We start from the raw sequence: 24,019 nt of genomic DNA, 5'->3' as shown, positions 1-24,019 counted from the left end.
TGTGGCTTGCTAAGGTGATTTCGGTCTATTTGGCAAGCCATTTGATCTTGATAAAAATGAACGTTTACATTGAAAGTAAATACGCTATACTAAAAGTTTGTTGTCAACCCAGTAACGCACTGACGCGATGCTATTGAAGACTGATGACGTTTCACTGACTGCGATCGACTGCTAGGATTACTATGAGTTTGCGCCATTTTTTAACCTTATCTGATTTAACCAAACAAGAACTAGAAAACTTAATCAAACGCGCAAGCGAACTGCGTAAGATGCAACACGCAGGCGAGATATACCAGCCTTTTGTTGGTCGTACGCTTGGCATGATATTTGAAAAATCTTCAACGCGTACCCGTATCTCGTTTGAGACCGGTATGGGTCAATTTGGTGGTAACGCCATATTTTTATCACCAAACGATACGCAGCTCGGTCGCGGCGAGCCATTAGAAGACTCAGCACGCGTGATTTCTAGTATGGTAGATATCATTATGATTCGTACCTTTGGGCACGAAAAAGTTGAAACCTTTGCTGAATACTCAAGCGTACCGATTATCAATGCGTTGACCGATGACTATCATCCATGCCAGTTGCTTGCTGATATGCAGACCTATTACGAGCATCGCGGTAGTATCGAAAATAAGATCGTCACGTGGGTCGGTGATGGCAATAATATGTGCTCATCATTTATGCAAGCTGCTAATCAGTTTGGTTTCGAATTACGTGTCGCAGCGCCTTATGGGTTTGAGCCTGATCCGAAACTTATGGAGCGCTTCTCACACTGCGTCAGTCTGGTAGAAAACGTACAAGATGCAGCAAAAGATTCTAACTTAATTGTCACCGATGTGTGGGCAAGCATGGGGCAAGAGTCAGAGCAAAACACACGTGCACGTCGTTTTGCCCCTTATCAAGTGACGCCGTCTCTATTAGACAAAGCCGACCCTGAAGTGGTGTTTATGCACTGCTTGCCAGCCCATCGCGGCGAAGAAATCTCTCATGATATGCTTAATGACCCACGCTCTGTCGTTTGGGATGAAGCTGAAAACCGCCTACATGCCCAAAAAGCATTGATGGAGTTTTTACTTAAAGACAAAATCAAGTTACCTGCATAACTTAGACTATTCTGTAAAAAGACAGTGAGATCAATAGTAAAATAACTTGCTAGTACCCTCCTAAATAAGTTCTCAAATAAAAAAGCCGTCCAGATCTGGACGGCTTTTTTGGTTATACAAATGATTCAAAGATAGTTTAACGCGTGAGCGTTGTCACGCCATTAGCACCTGCTTTTAGCAAAACGTCTGCTTGGTTTGCTGCAAAGATACCATTACAGACCACACCTACGATATTATTTAGCTCTTTTTCGAGCGCGATTGGATTACTCACATCCAAATCATAAGTATCTAGAATGACATTACCATAATCAGTGACAAAGTCTTCACGATATACTGGCTCACCGCCTAATTTGGCCAATTGGCGAGCCACATAAGAGCGTGCTTGTGGTAATACTTCAATCGGTACTGGAAACGCGCGACCTAATATATCAACACTTTTACTATCATCGACCATACAGACGAACTTGTTTGAAGCGGCTGCCACAATCTTTTCGCGAGTCAATGCACCGCCGCCGCCTTTGATAAGTTGCAAGTGTTCATTGACTTCATCCGCACCATCGATATAAACATCCAATGTACCAGCAAAGTTTAAATCGACTATTTCGATACCAAGCGCACGAAGTTTGTCTTCTGTCACCTGTGAGCTAGCGACAGCGCCAGCAAGCTTCAATTGTGGCAACAACTCAATCAAACAGTTGACCGTACTACCTGTCCCTACCCCAAGTATCATATCGTCTTCGATATAGCTTAGAGCAGCTTTGGCCGCGGCTTGCTTTTGTGCTTGCTGATCACTCATCATAAATCCTTGGAAAATAAACGTATGGTCTTAAAAAAAGTAAAAGGCTAAAACAGATAAAATGCGCGGCTATTATAACCGATGATATTAATGGATGTTAGCGCATCATGACGCTAATTTGTGAGTCCTATCGTGCCTAGCTCAGGCTTAACTTAGGTAAATACTTGCACTTCATGTAAATTCGAGCACGAAATCCAAAGAAAACTGCAATTGAGTCTTGCAAGATACTAAAAATCGGCATAGGCTAATCTATTTCGTTTTTATATTCATTTATACTTTTTATATTCACTCTGTTTAGGGATTACTATGCTGTCACAGCTGTCACACTGGGTACGAGCCATCTTACAAGCCACCGTCTATGACGTTGCTATTCAAACACCACTTGAAACGGCGCCCAAGCTGACCCAACGTTTTGCCAATGACATTAGATTTAAGCGTGAAGACTTACAACCGGTCAAATCATTTAAATTGCGCGGTGCCTATAACCGCATCAGTCAGTTGAGCGATGAGCAAAAAGCGCGTGGCGTGATTTGTGCTTCAGCAGGTAATCATGCGCAAGGCGTGGCTTACTCTGCACGCAAATTATCACTAAATAACATCATCGTTATGCCAACCACGACTCCTGACATCAAAGTGGATGCGGTAAGAGCACTTGGTGGCAATGTAGATCTGCACGGTGATAGTTTTGATCAAGCAAACCGCTATGCGATTGACCGCGCTGAACGCGAAGGACTGACCTTTATTCCGCCTTATGACGATGAACTGGTCATCGCAGGACAAGGTACCATCGGTCTTGAGCTGACCCAGCAGTGGCGTAATATGGACTATGTATTCGTTGCCGTTGGTGGTGGTGGTCTGATTTCAGGTGTGGCCGCATTTTTAGGTGAAGTGGCACCACATGTCAAAGTGATTGCGGTAGAAGCCGAGCAGTCAGCTTGTCTAAAAGCAGCACTTGAAACAGGTGAACGTGTCAAACTTGAGCAAGTAGGATTGTTCGTCGATGGGGTGGCAGTCGCGCAGATTGGTGAATTGCCTTTTGATGTCGTCCGTACGCAAAAAAGCGATAACTCAGGCCCTATCGTTGAGCCTGAAGTGATCACTTGTACCAATGATGAAGTGTGTGCGGCTGTCAAAGATATCTTTGAAGAGAATCGCAGTATCGTTGAGCCTGCTGGCGCGTTGTCAGTCGCTGGTATGAAAAAATATATCGAAGCCAATAATATTCAAGATAAAAACTGCGTCGGTATCATTTGCGGTGCCAATATGAATTTTGACCGCCTGCGTTATATCGCTGAGCGTACCGAAATCGGTGAGAAAAAAGAAGCCATCTTTGGGGTTACTATTCCTGAACAAACAGGCGCTTTTTTGAACTTCTGTCGCAGTCTACATGGCCGTAACATCACAGAGTTTAACTACCGTGCTGACAGCAAAAAGTCACCAGACTCAATGGAGCCTGCCTCAATCTTCGTAGGTATCGCTTTAAAAGAAGGCGAAAAAGAGCGTCAAACCATCAGTAACCAATTGTCAGACGATGGCTACACTGCTCACGACCTGACTGATGATGATATCGCCAAATCACATATTCGTCATTTGATTGGTGGTCATGCTCATGTCGAAAACGAACAATTGCTACAAGTAGTATTCCCAGAACGTCCAGGCGCATTGCTAACGTTCTTAGAAAAATTGGGTGATGACTTCAATATTACTTTATTCCATTACCGCAACCATGGTGCTGCTGAAGGTCGTGTGCTGGTTGGCCTGCAAGCCTCTGAAGGTAACTCTCGTCAGCTACAAGACGCGCTTTTAGATATTGGTTATGACTGTGCCACGGTCAATGACAACATTGGCTATCAGTTGTTTTTAAGATAACCTCTTAAGAGTATGTTCCTAAGATGAATAACAAAAGCGGCTTCTCTTATGATTAGCCGCTTTTTGCATCATATAACCCGATACTAGGGAATGTCCCTATTTTAAAAATGGTGATAAACGTTTGAACTGGGAACACGTCCTAAGCACTACAATCACAAAAATACATTTGCAAATAGTAAAGTTGCCCTAATATTATTTATATAAAACTATGATTTAATATAAAAACGAATGCAGAGTGACTCTTATGAAGAAAAATGCTAATGCTGATGATAATAACCAAGGTTTGGTGAAAATCCGTCTCGATAAATGGCTATGGGCAGCTAGGTTTTATCGTACACGCACCCTAGCCAAACAAGCGATTGAAAGTGGACGCGTACACTATGCCGGTAGCCGGGTAAAAACCAGTAAAGAGATTTCAGTCGGAGATGAGCTAACCATTCGCCAAGGCTCAGCGACCGCTATGACTGAAAAGACGGTCGTTGTTGAGGCGCTATCTGCACAGCGTGGCAATGCGACCGCCGCTGAGGTACTATATTCAGAGACCAAAGAAAGCGAGACGCGCCGTGCTTACTATGCCGAACAGCGCAAACTGGCCAACCTTGCTCGTCCTGACAACAAACCCAACAAAAAAGAGCGACGCGATCTACAGCGTTTTAAAAGTAATCAAGATTAAAACCGTTTCACTATCTCACCTTTTGGCCATGCATCATATGGCCAAATTTCCATTGTTAAATGACGCTATTGTTTAGTCTCTATCCTTGCCATTCCAAGCATTAAGCGTTACGCTAGCAGCTGATTCAATCGATTGCATGCTAATAAAAGCCGCATTAACAATGCTGGTCTCTTATAGCATGTTTTTTTTGTTATAGAAGGTCATATTATGCTGATGAAAGCCTGTACTCCCTCGTCTGTATTATTGGTATGTTTAGGAAATATCTGCCGCTCCCCTACTGCTGAAGAAGTTTTTCGTCAGCAAGCAGCGATTGCTGGACTATCTATAAAAGTAGACTCAGCAGGCACCAGTGATTGGCACGTTGGTAGTGCGCCTGATGCTCGCTCACAACGTCATGCTAAGTCACACGGCTACAAAATTAATAAGCTGGTCACTCGTCAAGTCAGTGCCAATGACTTTCGTGATTTTGATTTAATCTTAGCCATGGATTCACAGAATCTAGCTGATCTACAAGCTATTAAAGACAGCATTACAGCAAAGTCAGAGGATAATTTGGCAACACTAGCACTGTTCAGTGAAGAAGACCCTACCTATTGCGGCAGTGATGTGCCAGATCCCTATAAGGGCGATAACGATGATTTTGAAGAAGTGATCGAGCGTATCGAATCAAGCGCCCAAGCTTGGATAGAAAGCTGGAAAGCCTGCTAGCCATACCGTCTATATTTCTGCTACTCTTGCATCCGGTATCCTCTATAATAAGGTTAATCTTCTATAAAAGAGCTACAGCGTTAACCTCGCTTGAAGTATCACAGTTACGTCTGCACTCAGTTGCTTTGTATCTCTTTTAAATTGAAACAACTATAACTACCTTATCATTTATTATCCTTTTGCCACATAGGCTATGTTATGACCCAAGCTTCACGCCTTGACCACAGTACTCAGTCTACCATCAGCTCTGATGTTTCGAATGTTTCAGCGACTGCCGTAGTTAATGATTCAATCGATTTGTCACATAATAATACTATGGCATTGGCTTGTGTTGCTGACTCTGTAGTGACATTAGAGAATGAAGCGCAGCTTGATGATTTTATGGCAGCTTATATAGAGGATACAGCAGACAAGCTACCACTGTTTGTACTGTCTGGCGGTAGCAATGTTTTATTGCCTGCCGCGTTGAAGGCTATAGTATTGCAGCCAAAGATGCGTGGTATTCATCTGACCAATCAAACCGACAATTATGTTGATATCGAGGTAATGGCTGGTGAGAACTGGCATGATTTGGTCGTACATACGGTCAATCAAGGTTGGTATGGATTGGAAAACCTTGCACTAATACCGGGCCTGACGGGCGCAGCACCCATACAAAATATCGGTGCATACGGCGTACAATTAGAAGACCGCTTACAGTATGTACGCGCCTATCATTTGCCGACACAAACTTGGCACCATTTATCAGCTGCCGATTGTCAATTTGGCTATCGTGACAGTATCTTTAAACGCACACCAAACACATGGCTTATTAGTCGTGTGGGTTTCAGATTACATACTGATCCTGCCAATATTCTAGCCAGTTATGGCGATGTACAGACTGTGGCGCAGCGCTATGCGGAGCAACAAGGGCGCGAGCAAGCGATGCCTCATGATGTTATGCAAGCCATTATAGATATTAGACAACAAAAACTGCCAGACCCAAAACAGCTACCTAATTGTGGCAGTTTTTTTCAAAACCCTATTATCGCTCAGGAGCAGTTCACAGCGCTGCAAACAACTTATCCAGCTATCGTTGGTTATGCGATGCCTGATGCAACGATAAAAGTTGCTGCAGGTTGGCTCATTGAACAAGCAGGGTTAAAAGGCGGCGGCATTGCACCTATTTTTACACACAAGCAGCAAGCACTAGTACTGACCAACCATACGCCTCAGCAAGCCACGCAAGAAGATGTAGCCATAGCGCAGAAACATATCGCTGCTACTGTCTATGAAAAATTTGCCATTCAATTGTCACGTGAGCCAGTCTGGGTAAATGCTGATGGCTCAATTGGATATGCTGAGCATGTGGCCTAAAAAATCATGGTCTAAGCGGCTATTATCTAAACGATTATGGCGATATTACTTGCGGTTTTCTGAACGCATGGTGACGCTTTTTCGCATTATCAATATTACTTTTATACTAGGCTCCACGTCTGTCATTTTAGTGATTATTAGCCTATTTACTCCGCTGTTTTCGCAAGCAATCGTTTATATCTTTTCTCTATTGCCACTACCTGATATGCCTTCTGCTGCCATGAGCTCACCGCCTACTGCCTATGTAGTCTTAGGCGGCGGTCTGACCAACGACCACAACAACCAAATTATCTTGAATCGTTATAGCCTCAATCGCGCCCGTACCGCTGCAGGCGCTTACCATGACTTACCTCTACCGATCGTACTGAGTGGTGCTGAAGCTCCATGGCTCGGTCAATGGTTGATGGAACACGGTATCGACGGACTGATCAGTGAAAATGCCAGCATGAATACATGTGAAAACGCCCGTTTTACAGCCAAACGCATTCCGCTACGCCATGTATATTTGATTACTGACAGCTATCATATGGCACGTGCACGCAGACAGTTTGCCTTAAACGGTATCAATAGCACACCACTTCCTGCGCCACTGCCAGTAAGACGCGACTGGATGAAGCCTGCGTACAACTTAAGTCACTCAAGGCGCGCTGTCTATGAGGTCGCAGCCTACCTGCGCGATGTGATACGTCCACAGATGGACTGCCGCCATGCCAAAGATGTGACTTCACAGCAGCTATTGACCCCAAGAGGCAATGCCGCAAAAAACTCTGACGAATAAACGTTAAAGATATATACGATACCATTGAGAAACTCATCCTAAATGCTACCGAACATCCACTACATTTGTGATGGGTGTATAATAATAAGAGACACTGCTATTTAAGAGATTTGCCATGCTCAGTATATTTTTATTAATTCCATTAAGTCTCATGCTGTTTGTGGTTGCTATTTGGGCGGTGCGTTATGCGGTCAAGTCAAATCAATTCGAAGATCTGGACAATGCATCACAGCGTATTATATTGGATGACCGTCAAGAACGCCGCCAAACCATGCAGGCTCATGAACGCTCAGCACCTACCCAGCAAAAAGATCAGACAGCGGTAACTGATGGAAATAACGAACATTCTGAGATAGATAAAAACTCAGAAATCTAATCTTATCTACCTTATAAATGCGTAATTTATTGGTGCCGTTTTATTAAATAATTCAGCATTAGCAAGTTCGCCCTTTACTATTCTTAGGAGACGCATTCATGACCATCGCTTTACTTGTGGCGGCATTACTAATGGGATTCTTTGGTTCACCGCATTGTTTAGGCATGTGTGGCGGTCTTGTGACCGCATTTGGTCTGTCTATGAAGGATGTTAGCCCTGCCAAACGCCGTGCTTTGGTGGCTACTTACCATCTTGGGCGTTTAACGAGTTACGCATTATTGGGTTTAATCGCAGGGCTTATTGGTATTACCATATTAAAGCCATTGATGATGGGTAATAGTACACCGCGTATTTTATTAGGATTGGTACTGGTATTCGTCGGTGTAACGATGCTTGGTGCACCGTTTTTGACTAAGCTCGAACGTTTTGGTATGCGCTTTTGGCAGTATCTTAGCCCATTGCGTCAAAAGGTATTTCCACTCAATACTTTTCCGCGCGCACTGACAGCAGGTTTGCTTTGGGGCTTTTTGCCTTGTGGTTTGGTATATGGCGCTCTACTAATTGCAGTCGTTGCTCATAATCCATTAAGCGGTGCTGCGTTGATGTTTGTCTTTGGTCTAGGGACCATACCGATGTTGGTTGCGACGCATGAGACGGTCGGTTGGCTACGTGATAAGATCGGACGTTTTCGCTTAAGACAGCTAAACGGTGCAGTTATGGTCATATCAGGTTTTGCAGTAGCGGTCGTGCCGATGGTCATGGCAAATATGCATGGCAGTCATGGTGAGATGAACCATAGTAGCCACGCTGCTATGATGTCTGATATGGACTCTCATAATATGAGCCAAATGAATCACGATATGGATATGGCAGAAGATATGGATCATAATATGCAAAATATGGACAACCATATGGATCATAGTATGCATGACATGAGTGATGAATCAGTGGACATGAATCACCATGAGCATACTGAAATGATGGAACACGCTCAATAAATTTATCGGTACAGATACTATTAACACTTCGCATATAAAAAAGCCCTCAATACCATTTGCGATATTGAGGGCTTTTGCTTGTTAAGTAGTGCTCAGTTTATAGCAATTATTCCTGCCACTGCTCAAGCGTAAATTTGGTTTCCAAGTGCTTCTCTAATGCCGGTATATTAAAGGCATCATCCTCACTCACAAAGCTGATACTAATGCCTGTCTGGCCCGCACGGCCCGTACGACCAATGCGATGCACATAATCATCTGGCTGATCAGGCAAAGTAAAGTTAACCACATGGCTGATATCATCGACATGGATACCGCGCCCTGCTACATCTGTCGCCACCAAGATAGACGCGTGACCATCTTTAAAGCGCTGTAAGTATTTCTCACGTTTTTGCTGAATGACATCGCCCGAGAGCATCACAATATTATGCGCTTGACGCAGTTTGTGATACAGACGCTTTACTTGGTCTTTACGATTGGCAAAGACGATAACCTTCTCTACTGCTTCATCACTGATAATACGCTGCAAGGCGTCTAGCTTTTGATCTTCTGTCAGCAAATAAAAATGCTGATCTACTAACTCGCTGGTCTTGTGTTCAGGCTCAATTTCAACAAACTGAGGCTCATGTAACCAGCGGTAAGCTAAATTCATCACATCTTGGTTAAAGGTTGCAGAAAACAACAAGCTTTGACGATCGGTATTGGCAGGCATTCGACCAACTAAGCGCTTGATATCAGGAATGAATCCCATATCTAGCATACGATCGGCTTCATCAAGTACCAGTACTTCTACTCTATCTAGATACACCATGCCTTTATTAGCAAGGTCAATTAGACGGCCAGGCGTCGCTACCAAGATATCAACGTATTGACGTTCAAGCTCGTGCTGCTGAGTTTCATAATTAGTACCTCCCATAATACAGACGCTATGTAGCGAGGTATATTTGGTTAATGCAATGCAGTCATCAAATATTTGCTGAGCCAGTTCGCGAGTTGGTGCCATGACCACAGCGCGCGGCTCACCAAGATAGCGCTCTTCGTCGTTGGTAAATGGACGCTTAAGCAAGGCTTCCATAATAGTCAGTAGAAAAGTCGCTGTTTTCCCTGTGCCCGTTTGTGCTTGTCCGATAGCATCTTGATGTGCCAATGTATGCGGTAGTATCTTTGCTTGAATGGGCGTCAATTCAGTAAAACCTAGATCACTTACTGCACGCAGGGTCGCTGTTGAAAGTGGCAAATCAGTAAACGTTGTAAAATTGCTCAAAAAAATATCCTTTTAAATGAATTGCTCGTATTTTATTAATTATAAATAGGCTCACAATGAACCTTTATAGTGTCAAATGCAGCATTTAAACCGTAATCAGTAAGAGTAGCTTTATTAATTCTGCGGAGAACCACCAGACATATAGGCATAAAAAAAGCCAAGCCCGAATCCAACCCTACCAAATATGCTGCAGTTCACTCAACATAGGTAAGATAAGATGGGCTTGACTCAGTAGTATATCAGTAGTTTGTACAGACATTATAACTAAACCGCTTTAATGTCTGGGTAAATTACTCTTCTATCTTTCTGACTTCTTCAGCTTGCAGACCTTTGTCACCTTCTACTACGCTGAACTCAACTTTTTCGCCATCTTTTAGAGAACGATAGCCATCACCCTGAATCGCGCGGAAATGGACAAAAATATCTTCTCCGCTGTCACGTTGAATGAAACCAAAGCCTTTTGAGTCATTAAACCACTTAACGATACCTTGCTCACGAGCTGACATAATATTACTTCCTAAAAAAGTCCGCTTAGCCCTAGCTTCCTTTGCGACATTGCATATAAACAGGGTCTAAGATTATGAAATCAAAAATTAAGAGTATTACTACTCTACTTACCATCGTCTATGTAGTACTTCAATTACCTACATAGTGTGTCCATAACGAATTCGCTAAACGCGCTTATTGTCATGAAACTCGATGATAGCAACAAACTTGCAATATTTATTGCATAAAAAATATCATAGCACGGGTTTTTAGCAACATAAAGACTTTTAATATGCTTTTTGATATCTAGATAATTTTTTTAGACAAATTTTTATAACCCAGCTGACAAGCTGTTATGATAAAGAGCAAAATGCGTTGAAGCCAATTTAGCTTGGCAGCTCGCGCCTTAAATTATTCATATATTATTATAAATTATTAACATCGCTCAATAGTTACCGAGACCATTATGACCTCCTCTACTCCATCAAAAACAGCCAAACAATCGACTAACGAAAATTCAAATCAAATACTGACTTATAAATTACTACTGGTAAACGGCGTAAACTTGAATTTACTAGGCAAGCGGGAACCGCACATTTATGGTCATACGACACTTGCCGATATAGAAAAGCAACTAGTTGAGCACGCCGCTCGCCACGGCGTAGAGTTAATCTGTATACAGTCCAACCATGAAGGTAAGCTAGTAGACGACATTCAGCATCATGGATTATTGGCGGACAAATCTGCCCAAGTCGATGCTATCATTATCAACCCGGCTGCATTTACGCATACTTCAGTGGCTCTACGCGACGCGCTATTGGCCACCCAAAAACCATTTATAGAAGTGCATTTATCCAATGTTCATGCCCGTGAGCCTTTCCGTCATCATTCATATCTAAGTGATGTTGCGGTCGGAGTCATTTGCGGCTTGGGACAATTGGGCTATCAAATGGCACTTGATTACTGGTTAAGCAATATGTATGCAGTTGACACAAACAAATGATATGACTGTGCTTACTTTTTATAAATGATTACTCGCGTCTTCACACATTAGTCAAACAGTAATTTTGCAATTAAAATAATAGAATTACGACTGAGCAAACAACCCATTATACGGTGACATGAATGGCAAAATCGTCCGGAAAACGCTTTATGAAACTCGCTGGCATGACAGCGAGTATTGCTGGCAAAGCCGCCAAAAACTCATTTAAGCATCTCTCAAGTGACGAAGAAAAACGTCTGCAAGCTCGCTCAGATCTGATGCAAGACGTGGGCGTTCAAATTGCCGAAACGTTGGGTGAGATGAAAGGCGCAGTGATGAAGGTCGGACAGATTGCTTCACAATATAAAGATGTGTTCCCGCCTGAGGTTGCGTCAGCGCTCGAAAAACTACAGAAAGATGCGCCGCCAATGCCATATGCGCAGATAAGAGCCCAAGTTGAACGTGAGTTGAAAGCGCCAATCTTAGAATTGTTTAGCGCGTTTGAAGAGACACCTTTTGCCGCAGCATCCATTGGACAGGTACACAAAGCAACGTTGCCATCGGGTCAAAAAGTGGTGGTCAAAGTCCAGTATCCTGATGTCGATGAAAACTGCGATAGCGATCTCAAACAAGTACGTATGGCATTGAAAATCGCTGGCGTGCTCAATATGAGTAAGCACCTACAAGAGCAGCTTTTTAATGAGATTCGCCAGAGCTTGCATGATGAATTGGACTATGTCAAAGAGGCTCATAACTTACGCGTGTTTGGTGCTTTTCATGCAGAAGATGAAGGCCTTATTATTCCCAAAGTGATTAGTAGCCACTCTTCTAGACGGATTTTAACGCTGACCGAAGAGATGGGAGAGACATTAACTGTCGCCGCGACGTGGGACAATGATGTCAAACAAAAAATAGCTGAGCGTCTGTTTCACTTTACTGCAGGTCAGCTATTTGGCTTATACCGTATGCACTGCGATCCTCATCCAGGTAATTTTGCGTTCCGTTATGATGGCAGTGTCGTGGCTTATGACTTTGGCGGTATCCGCAGCTATAGTGATAGCGAAGTGCAGCTATTTAAACGCTTTGTCAAACATGCATTAAAAGGTGACGTCACTGCACTTGAGCAAGATTTGATTGCGCTAGATATTCGCCGCGAAGATGACAAGAACATCCCTGGTGAATTTTATGAAAAGTGGCTATCGATTGGGCTTAAACCTTTATCTATCAGCCCGTATCAAGAAGGCGCATTTGATTTTGGCAGTAGCCAAGTACATCACGAGGCCATTGCACAGATGCGTACGTCTTTAAAGTACTTCGGTCAGTTTCAACCCTCAGCTACCACTATGATGCTAGACCGTACTGTATCAGGACAGTACTGGAATCTGGTCAACCTAGGCGTCGAGATCGACCTTTCACCACTGGTTGACGAATACATCGATGCGTAGTAGGTATATTGACTGTAGGGATTAAACCTATCTCTAGATATGTAGCGCGTGTCCACAACGATCGCAAAAGTCTGCCCCTACTGCATGGCCGAACTTACCACAGTTTGGACAAGTCACTGGGTTAAGCTGTGGACGCATATTACGTGCTAACTCTGACGTGAAAATACCTGTTGGTACCGCAATAATCGAGTAACCTGTGATCATGACCATGGTTGCAATTGCTTGCCCAAGCGGTGTCTTGGGTGACATATCACCGTAGCCAACCGTAGTCATCGTGACAACTGCCCAGTAGATAGACAGTGGAATACTGGTAAATCCATTCTCCGGCCCTTCTACCACATAAATAATCGAACCAAAGATGGTTACCAACAATACAAGCGATAGGAAGAAAACCGTAATTTTCTGCTGACTGGTTTTTAATGCAGACGCCAAGAACCCAGCCTGTTGCATATAGGCCTTGAGCTTAAGAACGCGGAACACACGTAAAATACGTAATACCCGTATCACGAGTAGATACTGTACACCCACAAACATTAGGCTCAAATAACTTGGCAATACAGACAGTAAGTCTACTATTCCAAAGAAACTAAAAGCATAGCGTAAGCGGTTGGGTGCTGAAAACAGCCTTAACGCATACTCAATAGTAAACAAAATAGTAAAAAACCACTCTGCATAAAAGAACAACGTGCCATACTGCAAACGCATATATAGCACACTATCAAGCATGACGACCGCCACACTGGCTAAAATTGCAATCAGCAATACAATATCAAAGAGCTTGCCCAGACGAGTATCTGTGCCTTCAATAATGATATGCGTACGGTTACGCAAGTGTGTAAGAGCTTCGGCGGTTGGTTGCTTCATAGAATCAGTACTTTATAAAATCAATGGCTTGATAGCACGCAATGACTTAAAATGTGATGGATAAGGGCAAGTTGGTCAAAATAGCTAAAACTGGTTTATAATATCGCTCACCTATCACAGTGAATACAATCTATAAGTTGCCACAGTGTAGCAAAAAAGCACTCTCAACAACATACAAATCGTTAACGTGCTAGTAGCGCTACTACCTCAAATAGACAAAGTAATGATAGTATAAAATCAGGCAATCAGATATCGAAGGTTGTTGTTGATCACTCTTTTTACCCATAAAAATAGTATGTAGAACTTAAGGATGTTATATGGCAGGCCATTCAAAATGGGCAAATATTAAACACCGCAAAGCCCGTCAGGATGCAGTAAGAGGTAAGATATTTACCAAGATTATTCGTGAAATCGTTTCAGCTGCCAAACAAGGCGATCCCGATCCTGACAAAAACCCACGCTTACGTGCCGTTATCGAAAAAGCCCTATCCGTCAATATGACGCGCGACACGATTAATCGTGCTGTCGATCGTGGTACAGGTGGCGGCGATAATGAGAATATGGAAGAAGTCAGTTACGAGGGTTATGGTGTTGGTGGTGTGGCTGTATTGGTCGAAACCATGACTGATAACCTTAACCGTACGGTCAGCGAAGTACGTCATGCTTTTACCAAGAATGATGGTAATCTTGGCACATCAGGCTCAGTTGCGTATTTATTCACTAAACGTGGCGAAATTACTTTTAACGATGTTAGTTTAGAAGATGAGGTCATGCTCGTTGCACTAGATGCGGGCGCCGTTGATATCGAAAACGATGGTGAAAGCTTGCTCGTTATTACTGAATGGGAAAGTTTTGGTCAAGTCCAAGATGCCCTTAATGCGGCTGGTCTTATTTCTGACAACGCCGAGGTCACTATGTCACCATCTACCACGGCTGAGATCGACAATGTCGATGATGCTGAAAAGATCATGAAGATGATTGATATGTTAGAAGATGCTGATGATGTGCAAGAAGTTTATACTAACGTGAACATCTCTGCTGACGTCATGGCTCAGCTTGAAGCATAAACTTATTAATTGTTCAGTAAAAAGGGCCAGATACTAAAAGTATTTGGCCCTTTTTTATTAAGACAGATTTGGACTCAGTTTTATGTCCAACTGCCTTCTAGCGCTAGTAAATACTCTTTTTTATCTAGCCCGCCTGTATAACCACCAAGCTTGCCGTCGCTCGCAATCACTCGATGACAAGGCACGATAATGCTAAAAGGATTTTTGCCATTGGCCTGCGCAACCGCACGGAATCCCTTTGGACTGTTGACACGCTGCGCGAGTGTGGCATAGCTGATGGTTTCGCCATACTCAATACCTTGTAGTGCCTGCCATACTCTTTGCTGGAACTCAGTACCCATAGAGAAGTCTAAAGGCAAATCCAATGTCTTACGTTTACCATCAGCATAGTCTTTAAGTTGAAAAATCGTTTCTATTAATAACGCTTGAGCAGGTTCATTCATGCTTAGGCTATTTTTATCTATAAAGGTAAAGTCTTCGTCTGTCAGGCCATAGTACTTTTTAAGTTTGGGTACAGATTTTGAGCTATGCCATGAGTTACCTGCCAGCAGCCAGTTGGCTTCAACGAGCATAGGCTGACCATGCCCATTGACACGAGCAATCAGTGTTAATCGATGTGACCCAAAGGCTGCTGTGGTAACTATCATAGCGTCTACTTCCAAATTATCTCAAAAATGATTTACCAATTAAAACTGGCTCTCTTATTCTTTATCGTCGGTCTCGAACAAAGCGGCGACAAATTGTTTCGGACTAAAAGAACGCAAGTCATCAATCGACTCACCCACACCGATATAGCGGATAGGCACATCTGTCGTTTCGGCAATATTAAATACCACACCACCTTTAGCAGTACCGTCTAGCTTAGTAATAGTAATACCTGTCAGTGGCACAACTTTGTTAAACAGCTCGACTTGGTTGATAGCATTTTGACCCGTGCCAGCATCTAGCACAATCATACCTTCATGCGGGGCACTTGGATCCGCTTTACGCATGACACGTACGACTTTCTCCAACTCTGCCATTAAATGTGTCTTGTTTTGCAGACGTCCCGCAGTATCGGCGATAAGCACATCGATATTTTTTGCTTTGGCTGACTGCATTGCATCAAAAATGACAGAAGCGCTGTCAGAACCATGACCTTGCGCCACTACTGGAATATGATTGCGCTCGCCCCAAATCTGTAGCTGCTCAGTAGCTGCCGCACGGAACGTATCGCCCGCTGCCAGCATGACTGATTTGCCTTCACCTTGTAGGCGCTTGGCAAGCTTACCAATCGTTGTGGTTTTCCCTACGCCATTGACCCCTACTACCAATATAACAAACGGCTTTTTGCTAGTATCAATCACCAATGGCTCAACTTTCGGTGTAAGGATATCAACCAACTCACTTTGCAATGCTTTATATAGAGAGTGTGCATAGATCAAGTCACCACGATCTGTCTGCTCGGTGAGGCTCTTGATGATACGGTTTGTCGCGTTGACGCCAATATCGGCTACCAATAGCTGATCTTCGACTTCTTCTAATAGCTCATCATCAATCTCTTTGCCACCGATTAAGATACTGACCATGCCTTCGGCTAAGTTTTTGCGTGACTTACTGAGGCCCGTTTTCATACGGTTAAACCAGCTGCCCTTTTTCTTATTTTCTTTAGTCTCTTGTGACTCTTGTAACTCTGTAGCAGGCTCTTTGGTAGTAGCTGCCTGTACATTACTGTCAGCCACTGGGTTTACGCTTGGTGTATCACCCAACTGCTCTTGCAATGGCATAGCAGGAATGGTTGACGCAGTATTAGTTTGACTTGTAGCAGCGGCTGTCTCTTTAGCGCTCGAAAAGCTTTCAGAATTACCTTTAGGGACATTATGCTCTTCTGTCATAACAATTGGCGTCGCTAAAGCAATATTGTCCGCAGCATCATTACTAGAGACGTCTTGGTTTACCATACTGTCCTTTTGCGGAGCAATATTTTCTGTTTCATCAATAATGGGCACAGATTGCACCGGTAGACTGGGTAAGGTAATATCATCGTCATCTAAGTCGTCAAGACCAGCATCAAGGTTAATGACTACGCGGTTGCTATTGTTTGGGTTGTTCATAAATTTGCCCTAAAAGTTATCACGATCAATTATTTGTTTATTGTTAATGGATTTATAGGTTGTCATCTGGCTACGAGCGACATGACATCTAATTTTGACCTATTTTAGCATAATTCAAGTCATGCTCAGCCCTTACCCTATTAGACTATCGTCAAAATCTATCTGTTTAAAAAATCACTCGATGATTTGAGAAAGTTTTGCTTAAGGTTTGGACACAAAATTCTGACCTGTTACTTGTCAGACTTCGCCTACTCTACCAAGACTTATTCGATAAATACTTATTAGGAATCCGTTATGTCATTACTCTCTAAGCACTACAAAAAAATCAGCAGCATCAGTGTAGCTGTTTTATTAACGACGACTATATTGGTGACAGGTTGCACGACGACGCAAGAGTTTAGACCGACTGCTAGCGTTATGGTTGGTGCTCAGACTTCTTTGTAATGTCTTCTATCACTATGATTAGCATTTAATTCTTCTATTATTATTCTATATAAGTAGACCATACCATGCCATTGTCTTTACCTATAGCAGCTGCGCCATTACGCATGGCTTGTGCCTTAGTAGTAGCAGCGTCACTTACTGCGTGTCAAACCAACACGATGCCTACTAATTCTGCAACTGCGACAAGCTCAATCGCAACCGATAGCTTGGCTCAAAACATATCAGATGAAAATAAAACGAGCAAAGACACTCAGCCGTCTGAGTTGACAATGGATATGTCAGGTCGACATGAATATCAGTTAGAAAATGGTCTAAAAGCCGTCATAAAAGAAGACCACCGTGCCCCAGTCGCTATGACACAAATCTGGTACCGAGTGGGCTCAGCAGATGAGCCTCTTGATAAAGGTGGTATCTCTCACTTACTCGAGCACATGATGTTTAAGGGCACGACCAATGTCTCTAGTGATGATTATGAGCGGCTAATTGCTAAGTTTGGTGGTGTCAATAATGCCTTTACCAGCTATGACTATACCGGATACTACGAGCTATTCCCTGCCAATCGTATGCCGTTAGCGCTAGAGCTTGAAGCAGATCGCATGAAAAACCTTATATTCGATGAAAAAGAATTTGTAAAAGAGCATCAAGTGGTCATGGAGGAGCGCCGCCAACGTACTGATGACAATCCGCTTGCCAAAGCGTATGAGTCATTTCGTCTGCTGGCCTTACCTGATAGTCCAAAGGGTGAGTCTGTTATTGGGCCTATGAACGAGCTAGAATCGATCAAACTTTCAGATCTAAAAAACTGGTATAAGACATGGTATGCACCAAATAATGCAACGTTAGTCATCGTCGGCGACGTGCAACCACAAGAAGTACTTACTCAAGTCAAACGTTACTTTGGTGATTTAGAAAAAAGCAACCTACCCAAACGTACCTCTGTGACTCAAAAAGGCTTCCGTGGTTATCAAAAGGTAGACTCTGAGCAAGCCGTTCAAGTGCCCGTTCTACTGATGGGTTACAACGTGCCAAGCCTTGCCACGGCAGGCACCAACAATGAAAAACAAGCTTATGCCCTTTCACTTGCGCAAGATGTGCTCGATGGCGGCTTATCTGCACGCTTAGAGAGTCGACTGATACGTGAGCAAGGTATATTGACGACGGTTGGTACTTCTTACGACTTGCTAGATCGCGGTGATGGGCTGTTTTTGATTCAAGCAACACCGCGTGAAGGCGTCAGCTTAGAGCAAGCACAACAAGCTATAACTTCGGAAATAGAAAAGCTAAAAACCGATCCTATTGCCGATGACGAGATCAGTCGCGCCAAGACCAATACGGTTACTGGTTTGATTTATGCGCAAGACAGCATGGAAGGACAGGCACGTATGATTGGCTCGTTACAATCTATCGGTCTAGATGACAGACTGCTTGCTAAGTTACCAGCTAAGCTCGACGGTATCAGTGTGGCTGACATTCAGGCTGCCAGCAAAAAATATTTGGTCAAAGACAACTTGACGGTGATGCATGTCGTGCCACCTAAAGACAGTAAAACCCCAGCGAAATAGTCGCTGCCTATTATCAAACGTCTCATAAAAATGGCCATAGCACCGTATTCTTAATAAGAAGAAACTCATGATTCAGAATAAATACGACTCTAAAGCAAAACCAAAATCTTTTAAAACTGCTTCAGCCTCTATAAGAAGCACTATCGCATCTAAAAAGGGATCTTATCTCAGTGCTAGCGTAATTTTTGCTTTTAGCATCTTGGCTACTACTGCTCAAGCTGATACAACAGCTGCTGAAGATTACCGCTCACCTGCTGCAGTCGATGCAAGTGCGCCAATTGCTGCTCTATCTAAACTGACCAGCTTAGCCGATGACAAACCTTTAAAAGTCACCGTACCGACCATTCAACAGTTTAAGACCAAGTCTGGCGTACCTGTTATGTTTGTACAAACGACCACCTTGCCAATTGTCGATGTTGATTTGCGTTTTAATGCTGGTAGCGCGCGTGATGGTAGTATCAAAAAGGATGGTTTTGGTATTGCGAATATGACAGCGACGATGCTCGAACAGGGCTCAAAAAGCCTAGATGAAAATGCATTTACTCGTGCAGTGGAAACGTTGGGCATCAATCTAAGCAGTAGCGCCTATAAGGATATGTTTATTGTTTCACTGCGTAGCCTATCTGATGATAAGCATCTCCTGCCAGCCATTGACTTAATGACACAGATGGTGAGTGAACCTACCTTTGACGAGCAAGTTCTAGCTCGCAATAAAGCAAGACTGTTGGTAGGCCTGCAGCAACAAAAACAAAATCCCAATAGCTTAGCAAGTATCGCTTTCAACGAGGCTCTATATGGTACTCACCCTTACGCGCATCCATCAGTCGGCACGCTAGAAAGCGTTCCTACGATTGAGAAGCAACAACTGATAGACTTTAAAAATAAATATCTAGTTGCAGCAAACGCGTCTGTTGCTATGACCGGCAACCTGACATTAAAACAAGCCAAAAAACTGGCAGAAGACATCACTGCTAAATTGCCTACCGGCCAAGCTGCCACTGATTTACCTGAGCCGAAACCGCTGACTAAAGCGCAGCACGTTCATATTCCATTCCCAAGCACTCAAACCACTGTACTCATGGGACAGCTGGGTAGTAAACGGGCAACTGACCCAATAGCACAGCAGCAGCAGACCAACTTTGCTGTTGGAAACGAAGTCATGGCAGGCAGTGACTTTAATGCGCGACTAATGACGGAGGTAAGACAGAACCTCGGCTATACTTATGGAATCTCGGGATCGATGAATCCGATGCTCTCTCGAGGTCCCTACCAGATTGGTTTTTCAACACGTAATGACAAGGCGCGTGCGGCTATTGATGCAAGCTTAGCGGTTATCAATGAGACGCTAGACAAGGGTATCACCAATGAGGAGATGCGCTTAACTACAGATAATTTGAAAAACAGCTTCCCGATGGGGTTTGCGAGCAATGCTGGTATTAATAGCTTACTTGGAATGATGAATTTTTACCAATTGCCGAATAATTACTTAGCTGACTATACCAATCGCATTGATCAAGTCACACTTTCAGAGGTCAATCAAACCATGCGAGATACGCTAAAGCCTGATAACTTTTTAATAGTTACGGTTGGGCAAGAAGATCCTTGGAAAGAAAAGAAAGTGGTAGAAAAAACCAGTAAGAAATAAATCGCTAGGAAGCAATATTAGAAATAAGCGTTATCAATCCAATGGACGTATTATAAATGGTAAAAAATACTACTCATAATATGTCCATTTAAATATTTGAACGGCTATAATCTTTAAATAAGAAGCAGAACATTCTTAATGCTTGGCATTAGGAATACTTGGCGTCAGAAATTTTTAGCGCAACATCATAGACAAAATGCTCAGGCTTATGGGTAGCCCCGTTATAGCTCAAACGGATAACATGCTTATCATAAGACGTCACTTTATAATTACCATTGGCAAAGTTATGTAGCGTCGGCACAATTAATAGCGCTTCTATTTGACGGTTATCTACTTTAACATTGAGGCGCTGACCCTCTCGCGGATATAAGAAATAATCACAGTAGTCATTTACCATGACCTCTGATATACGTTCGATAACCTGATTACCTGTTTCTTCTTGAATTAATTTTGGACAGACATCAGAGCGCTTAGAGGCTAAACGAGCGTAAGAGTTCTTGATACTATCTTCTATCTCTTTAGAGCTTTGTATATGTCTATCAGCTTTATCCGTCACTATCATATTGTTTTCAGAGGACATCTCTGTACTACACGCATTAATCAATAATACCGACATAAGTGCAGAAGTAAACAAAGCGCCATACTTATAGTTCGAGTGCAAAAAACTTTGCTTCTCGTTATTTAATTTATGATAGTTTTTCATTGTCAAGCGCTGATTTTTCATAGTTTTCGCTTAAAGTAAATTTGGTGGTTTTCTTTATAAGCCATGAAAATATAAAGGCGATTGATAACAGATATTATTAAAGCATAGTTTTTAAAGACCAAACAAATTTTTAATGAACTCATGCGTCTATCCTATGAATCCTACCAAATAATTACAAAATTATTATTTTTAGTAAACACCGGAATAGTATATATAAAAATGAATATATATCTAGCGTTATCCCGGCTAACTTTATAATTATTTGAATTCTCGATTCTTGATAAATCAATTAATAGCGGCAAGAAGAGGAACTACTAGCGTGATTGAATCCCCATTTGCGATAACCATCAGTATCTAAATGAATAGCCCCTGTCGCATATAATCCTAAGCCAAAGTTATAAGGCTGTCCTTGATACTGCCAAAACTGACATAAGCCATCATGCATGGTACTCAAGCGCCATAGATTGTCTTCATACTCAGGTACCCATATATCGATAGCACTTGCATTCATATGCTTACTACCGTCTGCCCCGCCTGCACAATCATTCAAACCTGGGTTACGATATACCGAACGTATCTCACTACTAAGTGGTAAAATACCTTGGTTTTTCAACTCACTATAAAGGCGTAATGTTGGTACAATGTTAGACCATAGTTCTTGAGGTGGCAGTTGATAAGGCTCATATCCGCATTTACTCCAACTACGGGCAGTCGTCAGCAGTTGAGACAATGGCGGTACATTCTGTGATCCGACTCGTGCGCTAAGATAACGCTCATACTCTGCTACTTGTCTGGCACGATAACTATTGCTATTTAACCATGCATTAAAGTCCATATTCATAGAATCGTTATAAGCACCATTATAGGTGTTGTTTGCTGTACTATAAGTAGTACCGCGTCTCACTACATTCACACGTTTGTTTTCTTCAATGGACAACCTAGCATCAATCTCGAAATCACGCTGCTTTTGTACAATCAAGTTTTGCATACTGTCGCCACTTGATGTATTCGCCCCACTCAACATGGTGACACCAGGACGCTGATTTGAGCTGTTGGTAGAAGGTGTTATATACGCATTAATATTATCACTTGTACCACTACTTTGACGTATTTGAATACGGCGTTCACTATCGTCACTAATAATAACGGCATGAGCACTGACACTGCCAGCACATAGGATAAGGGTGATAATAGGTTGGCAAATTTGCCTATACGCATGGATTTTTGATTTTATCATTGCAATAAACTACCGCTAAAAACGTTTTATCGATACTATCAAATTTTCAACAAGCAGGCTAAACTATCGCTTCTAATTTGAAGTCCAATATTGATAATTAACACTTATCCCTACAACTTTTATAATTGAGTGACTTTATTATTATTTGTGAATTATATAGCCATCGCGTGCTCGCATACTTTTATTAAAGTCGGTACTTTTAAGTACGCTTCTCATCATTATTTACAATGAGATAATTTAGTTAGTACTTCCCTCCTACACCAATTGTTAGCCAAATTCTGCCTATGTCTTCTAACCCGCAATATCGTTTTTCACGTCAGAGCCATCATTTGGGTCAAGGTCATGCACCGACGCTATGGCAACGTATTCATATCGACCCATGGTTAACTTTACTGTTATTGACGGTTTGTTGTATTGGTCTGACGATTCTATACAGCGCCGCCAGCCAAGATATTGGTATGGTTATTCGCCAAATGGTCAGTTATGGAGTGGCATTCGCGGTAATGTTTACCATGGCGCAGATACCGCCCAGTCTCTATCGTACTTTTACGCCCATATTTTATGTCTTAGGACTTATATTATTGGTATTGGTAGATATTATCGGTGAAGTACGTATGGGTGCTCAGCGCTGGATCAATTTGCCTGGGTTCGGTAGTGTGCAGCCTTCAGAGTTTATGAAGCTTGGTATGCCAATGATGTGTGCTTGGTTTTTGTCTAAGCGTGATTTGCCACCGTCAGCATCTAGCATTGCTATCACCTTAGCATTGATCATTGTACCGGTGCTATTAATTGCTAAAGAGCCTGATCTTGGTACGTCGTTACTGGTCGCTGCTAGCGGCATATTTGTGCTTTTCTTAGCAGGCCTCTCGTGGCGATTGATTTCTGCTGCTGTAATTTTAGCTGTGCCGTTTATTGCTTTTGCTTGGAACTTTTTACTTCATGACTATCAGCGTACGCGGGTATTAACACTCCTTAATCCTGAAGCAGATGTACAAGGTGCTGGATGGAACATCATTCAATCAAAGACAGCCATTGGCTCTGGTGGCCTCACTGGAAAAGGCTATCTGGAAGGCACGCAATCACACCTACATTTCCTACCAGAAGGCCATACTGACTTTATTATTGCCGCCTTCTCCGAAGAGTTTGGTTTACTCGGTGTGATGCTACTGATGTTCATTTATTTCTGCCTTTTATCACGCGCCTTATATATCGCTTTCACTCATCCTGATGTTTACAGCAGATTGTTGGCTGGTGCTATCGCCATGTCTTTCTTTGTTTATATATTCGTCAATGTCGGCATGGTTGGCGGTATTTTGCCTGTCGTAGGTGTTCCACTACCATTTATTAGTTATGGTGGTACGGCTATCGTGACTCTGATGGCAGGATTTGGCTTACTCATGTCTATCCATACACATAAATCTGGCTAACTGGGATAGGATACTTTCTGTATAATTCGTCTTTCGAGTAAGTCGTTGTAATAATCATGGTAGTACCATTAAGATAAATTGCTTTGTACTACTAATGATTTGATAAAAGACAATGAGCCATAATGCGAAGAAGAGTTTTATTC

23 protein-coding genes are annotated in these 24,019 nt (G+C 42.7%); 15 read left to right on the top strand and 8 right to left on the bottom strand.

The window, feature by feature from the left end; translation table 11 throughout:
- Positions 1-182: 182 nt before the first annotated feature.
- The gene (gene argF / locus CXF62_RS06370) at positions 183-1,106 is read left to right on the top strand and encodes an ornithine carbamoyltransferase (protein WP_057760398.1); all 924 of its coding nucleotides are present in this window, start codon (positions 183-185) and stop codon (positions 1,104-1,106) included.
- Positions 1,107-1,242: 136 nt separating this feature from the next.
- Here argF and rpiA read toward each other — a convergent pair whose 3' ends face one another.
- The gene (gene rpiA / locus CXF62_RS06365; RefSeq protein WP_057760400.1) at positions 1,243-1,902 is read right to left on the bottom strand and encodes a ribose-5-phosphate isomerase RpiA; all 660 of its coding nucleotides are present in this window, start codon (positions 1,900-1,902) and stop codon (positions 1,243-1,245) included.
- Positions 1,903-2,208: 306 nt separating this feature from the next.
- On the opposite strand from rpiA, the gene ilvA reads away from it, so the two are divergent.
- The 7 genes from ilvA (at position 2,209) to CXF62_RS06330 (ending at position 8,660) form a co-directional block, all read left to right on the top strand.
- Complete coding sequence (gene ilvA / locus CXF62_RS06360) at positions 2,209-3,771, top strand: threonine ammonia-lyase, biosynthetic (protein WP_102093412.1); 1,563 nt, start codon at positions 2,209-2,211, stop codon at positions 3,769-3,771.
- A gap of 244 nt (positions 3,772-4,015) precedes the next feature.
- On the top strand, positions 4,016-4,444 hold the full coding sequence (locus tag CXF62_RS06355) for an RNA-binding S4 domain-containing protein (RefSeq protein WP_057760405.1): 429 nt from the start codon (positions 4,016-4,018) through the stop codon (positions 4,442-4,444).
- 207 nt (positions 4,445-4,651) lie between these two features.
- Complete coding sequence (locus CXF62_RS06350; protein WP_102093410.1) at positions 4,652-5,152, top strand: low molecular weight protein-tyrosine-phosphatase; 501 nt, start codon at positions 4,652-4,654, stop codon at positions 5,150-5,152.
- Positions 5,153-5,467: 315 nt separating this feature from the next.
- The gene (murB, locus tag CXF62_RS06345; protein WP_257020010.1) at positions 5,468-6,508 is read left to right on the top strand and encodes a UDP-N-acetylmuramate dehydrogenase; all 1,041 of its coding nucleotides are present in this window, start codon (positions 5,468-5,470) and stop codon (positions 6,506-6,508) included.
- Positions 6,509-6,557: 49 nt separating this feature from the next.
- Entirely contained in the window at positions 6,558-7,286 is a 729-nt protein-coding gene (locus CXF62_RS06340) for a YdcF family protein (protein WP_228153184.1), read from the top strand.
- Between the two features lie 115 nt (positions 7,287-7,401).
- On the top strand, positions 7,402-7,662 hold the full coding sequence (gene ccoS / locus CXF62_RS06335; RefSeq protein ID WP_227673272.1) for a cbb3-type cytochrome oxidase assembly protein CcoS: 261 nt from the start codon (positions 7,402-7,404) through the stop codon (positions 7,660-7,662).
- Positions 7,663-7,760: 98 nt separating this feature from the next.
- Entirely contained in the window at positions 7,761-8,660 is a 900-nt protein-coding gene (locus CXF62_RS06330) for a sulfite exporter TauE/SafE family protein (protein WP_102093405.1), read from the top strand.
- A 106-nt stretch (positions 8,661-8,766) separates the two neighbouring features.
- On the opposite strand, the gene CXF62_RS06325 is transcribed toward CXF62_RS06330, so the two are convergent.
- Together CXF62_RS06325 and CXF62_RS06320 are read right to left on the bottom strand one after the other, a co-directional pair.
- On the bottom strand, positions 8,767-9,921 hold the full coding sequence (locus CXF62_RS06325; RefSeq protein WP_102091784.1) for a DEAD/DEAH box helicase: 1,155 nt from the start codon (positions 9,919-9,921) through the stop codon (positions 8,767-8,769).
- Positions 9,922-10,211: 290 nt separating this feature from the next.
- Positions 10,212-10,427, bottom strand: coding sequence for a cold-shock protein (locus tag CXF62_RS06320; RefSeq protein WP_057760416.1), 216 nt, complete (start codon positions 10,425-10,427; stop codon positions 10,212-10,214).
- Between the two features lie 446 nt (positions 10,428-10,873).
- On the opposite strand from CXF62_RS06320, the gene aroQ reads away from it, so the two are divergent.
- On the top strand, positions 10,874-11,410 hold the full coding sequence (aroQ, locus tag CXF62_RS06315) for a type II 3-dehydroquinate dehydratase (RefSeq protein ID WP_102093403.1): 537 nt from the start codon (positions 10,874-10,876) through the stop codon (positions 11,408-11,410).
- Positions 11,411-11,532: 122 nt separating this feature from the next.
- On the top strand, positions 11,533-12,834 hold the full coding sequence (locus tag CXF62_RS06310; protein ID WP_102093401.1) for an ABC1 kinase family protein: 1,302 nt from the start codon (positions 11,533-11,535) through the stop codon (positions 12,832-12,834).
- A gap of 33 nt (positions 12,835-12,867) precedes the next feature.
- Here the strand turns inward: CXF62_RS06310 and CXF62_RS06305 are convergent, their stop codons facing one another.
- On the bottom strand, positions 12,868-13,698 hold the full coding sequence (locus CXF62_RS06305) for an ion transporter (protein WP_057760421.1): 831 nt from the start codon (positions 13,696-13,698) through the stop codon (positions 12,868-12,870).
- Between the two features lie 317 nt (positions 13,699-14,015).
- On the opposite strand from CXF62_RS06305, the gene CXF62_RS06300 reads away from it, so the two are divergent.
- A complete protein-coding gene (locus CXF62_RS06300) occupies positions 14,016-14,765 on the top strand; it encodes a YebC/PmpR family DNA-binding transcriptional regulator (RefSeq protein ID WP_102093400.1) in 750 nt (249 codons plus the stop codon).
- A gap of 80 nt (positions 14,766-14,845) precedes the next feature.
- On the opposite strand, the gene CXF62_RS06295 is transcribed toward CXF62_RS06300, so the two are convergent.
- Both CXF62_RS06295 and ftsY read right to left on the bottom strand, forming a co-directional pair.
- Positions 14,846-15,412 carry a methylated-DNA--[protein]-cysteine S-methyltransferase gene (locus CXF62_RS06295; protein ID WP_057760425.1) on the bottom strand — a complete coding sequence of 189 codons (567 nt, stop codon included), beginning with the start codon at positions 15,410-15,412 and terminating at the stop codon, positions 14,846-14,848.
- Positions 15,413-15,466: 54 nt separating this feature from the next.
- Entirely contained in the window at positions 15,467-16,378 is a 912-nt protein-coding gene (gene ftsY / locus CXF62_RS06290; RefSeq protein WP_227526712.1) for a signal recognition particle-docking protein FtsY, read from the bottom strand.
- 774 nt (positions 16,379-17,152) lie between these two features.
- Here ftsY and CXF62_RS14690 point away from each other — a divergent pair.
- From CXF62_RS14690 to CXF62_RS06280, 3 genes are all read left to right on the top strand, one after another.
- Complete coding sequence (locus CXF62_RS14690) at positions 17,153-17,302, top strand: hypothetical protein (RefSeq protein ID WP_165598598.1); 150 nt, start codon at positions 17,153-17,155, stop codon at positions 17,300-17,302.
- 65 nt (positions 17,303-17,367) lie between these two features.
- Positions 17,368-18,864 carry a M16 family metallopeptidase gene (locus tag CXF62_RS06285; RefSeq protein WP_102093398.1) on the top strand — a complete coding sequence of 499 codons (1,497 nt, stop codon included), beginning with the start codon at positions 17,368-17,370 and terminating at the stop codon, positions 18,862-18,864.
- A gap of 67 nt (positions 18,865-18,931) precedes the next feature.
- Complete coding sequence (locus tag CXF62_RS06280; protein ID WP_102093396.1) at positions 18,932-20,509, top strand: M16 family metallopeptidase; 1,578 nt, start codon at positions 18,932-18,934, stop codon at positions 20,507-20,509.
- A 148-nt stretch (positions 20,510-20,657) separates the two neighbouring features.
- Here the strand turns inward: CXF62_RS06280 and CXF62_RS06275 are convergent, their stop codons facing one another.
- Positions 20,658-21,233, bottom strand: coding sequence for a hypothetical protein (locus tag CXF62_RS06275; protein ID WP_102093395.1), 576 nt, complete (start codon positions 21,231-21,233; stop codon positions 20,658-20,660).
- 268 nt (positions 21,234-21,501) lie between these two features.
- Positions 21,502-22,449 carry a D-Ala-D-Ala carboxypeptidase family metallohydrolase gene (locus CXF62_RS06270; protein ID WP_102093393.1) on the bottom strand — a complete coding sequence of 316 codons (948 nt, stop codon included), beginning with the start codon at positions 22,447-22,449 and terminating at the stop codon, positions 21,502-21,504.
- Between the two features lie 284 nt (positions 22,450-22,733).
- Here CXF62_RS06270 and rodA point away from each other — a divergent pair, with 284 nt between their 5' ends.
- Complete coding sequence (rodA, locus tag CXF62_RS06265) at positions 22,734-23,876, top strand: rod shape-determining protein RodA (RefSeq protein WP_057760433.1); 1,143 nt, start codon at positions 22,734-22,736, stop codon at positions 23,874-23,876.
- The last annotated feature ends 143 nt before the right edge of the window (positions 23,877-24,019 follow it).

Source organism: Psychrobacter sp. MES7-P7E (assembly GCF_002863645.1).
GTDB lineage: Bacteria > Pseudomonadota > Gammaproteobacteria > Pseudomonadales > Moraxellaceae > Psychrobacter.
The sequence above is the reverse complement of the archived record's forward strand: the minus strand, read 5'-3'. Positions and strand labels throughout refer to the sequence as shown.

Bases quoted from the DNA above. Each gene is read 5' to 3' on its own strand.
- argF (WP_057760398.1), top strand. From the start codon at position 183: ATGAGTTTGCGCCATTTTTTAACCTTATCTGATTTAACCAAACAAGAA.
- rpiA (WP_057760400.1), bottom strand. From the start codon at position 1,902: ATGAGTGATCAGCAAGCACAAAAGCAAGCCGCGGCCAAAGCTGCTCTA.
- ilvA (WP_102093412.1), top strand. From the start codon at position 2,209: ATGCTGTCACAGCTGTCACACTGGGTACGAGCCATCTTACAAGCCACC.
- CXF62_RS06355 (WP_057760405.1), top strand. From the start codon at position 4,016: ATGAAGAAAAATGCTAATGCTGATGATAATAACCAAGGTTTGGTGAAA.
- CXF62_RS06350 (WP_102093410.1), top strand. From the start codon at position 4,652: ATGCTGATGAAAGCCTGTACTCCCTCGTCTGTATTATTGGTATGTTTA.
- murB (WP_257020010.1), top strand. From the start codon at position 5,468: ATGGCATTGGCTTGTGTTGCTGACTCTGTAGTGACATTAGAGAATGAA.
- ccoS (WP_227673272.1), top strand. From the start codon at position 7,402: ATGCTCAGTATATTTTTATTAATTCCATTAAGTCTCATGCTGTTTGTG.
- CXF62_RS06330 (WP_102093405.1), top strand. From the start codon at position 7,761: ATGACCATCGCTTTACTTGTGGCGGCATTACTAATGGGATTCTTTGGT.
- CXF62_RS06320 (WP_057760416.1), bottom strand. From the start codon at position 10,427: ATGTCAGCTCGTGAGCAAGGTATCGTTAAGTGGTTTAATGACTCAAAA.
- aroQ (WP_102093403.1), top strand. From the start codon at position 10,874: ATGACCTCCTCTACTCCATCAAAAACAGCCAAACAATCGACTAACGAA.
- CXF62_RS06310 (WP_102093401.1), top strand. From the start codon at position 11,533: ATGGCAAAATCGTCCGGAAAACGCTTTATGAAACTCGCTGGCATGACA.
- CXF62_RS06305 (WP_057760421.1), bottom strand. From the start codon at position 13,698: ATGAAGCAACCAACCGCCGAAGCTCTTACACACTTGCGTAACCGTACG.
- CXF62_RS06300 (WP_102093400.1), top strand. From the start codon at position 14,016: ATGGCAGGCCATTCAAAATGGGCAAATATTAAACACCGCAAAGCCCGT.
- CXF62_RS06295 (WP_057760425.1), bottom strand. From the start codon at position 15,412: ATGATAGTTACCACAGCAGCCTTTGGGTCACATCGATTAACACTGATT.
- ftsY (WP_227526712.1), bottom strand. From the start codon at position 16,378: ATGAAAACGGGCCTCAGTAAGTCACGCAAAAACTTAGCCGAAGGCATG.
- CXF62_RS14690 (WP_165598598.1), top strand. From the start codon at position 17,153: ATGTCATTACTCTCTAAGCACTACAAAAAAATCAGCAGCATCAGTGTA.
- CXF62_RS06285 (WP_102093398.1), top strand. From the start codon at position 17,368: ATGCCATTGTCTTTACCTATAGCAGCTGCGCCATTACGCATGGCTTGT.
- CXF62_RS06280 (WP_102093396.1), top strand. From the start codon at position 18,932: ATGATTCAGAATAAATACGACTCTAAAGCAAAACCAAAATCTTTTAAA.
- CXF62_RS06275 (WP_102093395.1), bottom strand. From the start codon at position 21,233: ATGAAAAATCAGCGCTTGACAATGAAAAACTATCATAAATTAAATAAC.
- CXF62_RS06270 (WP_102093393.1), bottom strand. From the start codon at position 22,449: ATGATAAAATCAAAAATCCATGCGTATAGGCAAATTTGCCAACCTATT.
- rodA (WP_057760433.1), top strand. From the start codon at position 22,734: ATGTCTTCTAACCCGCAATATCGTTTTTCACGTCAGAGCCATCATTTG.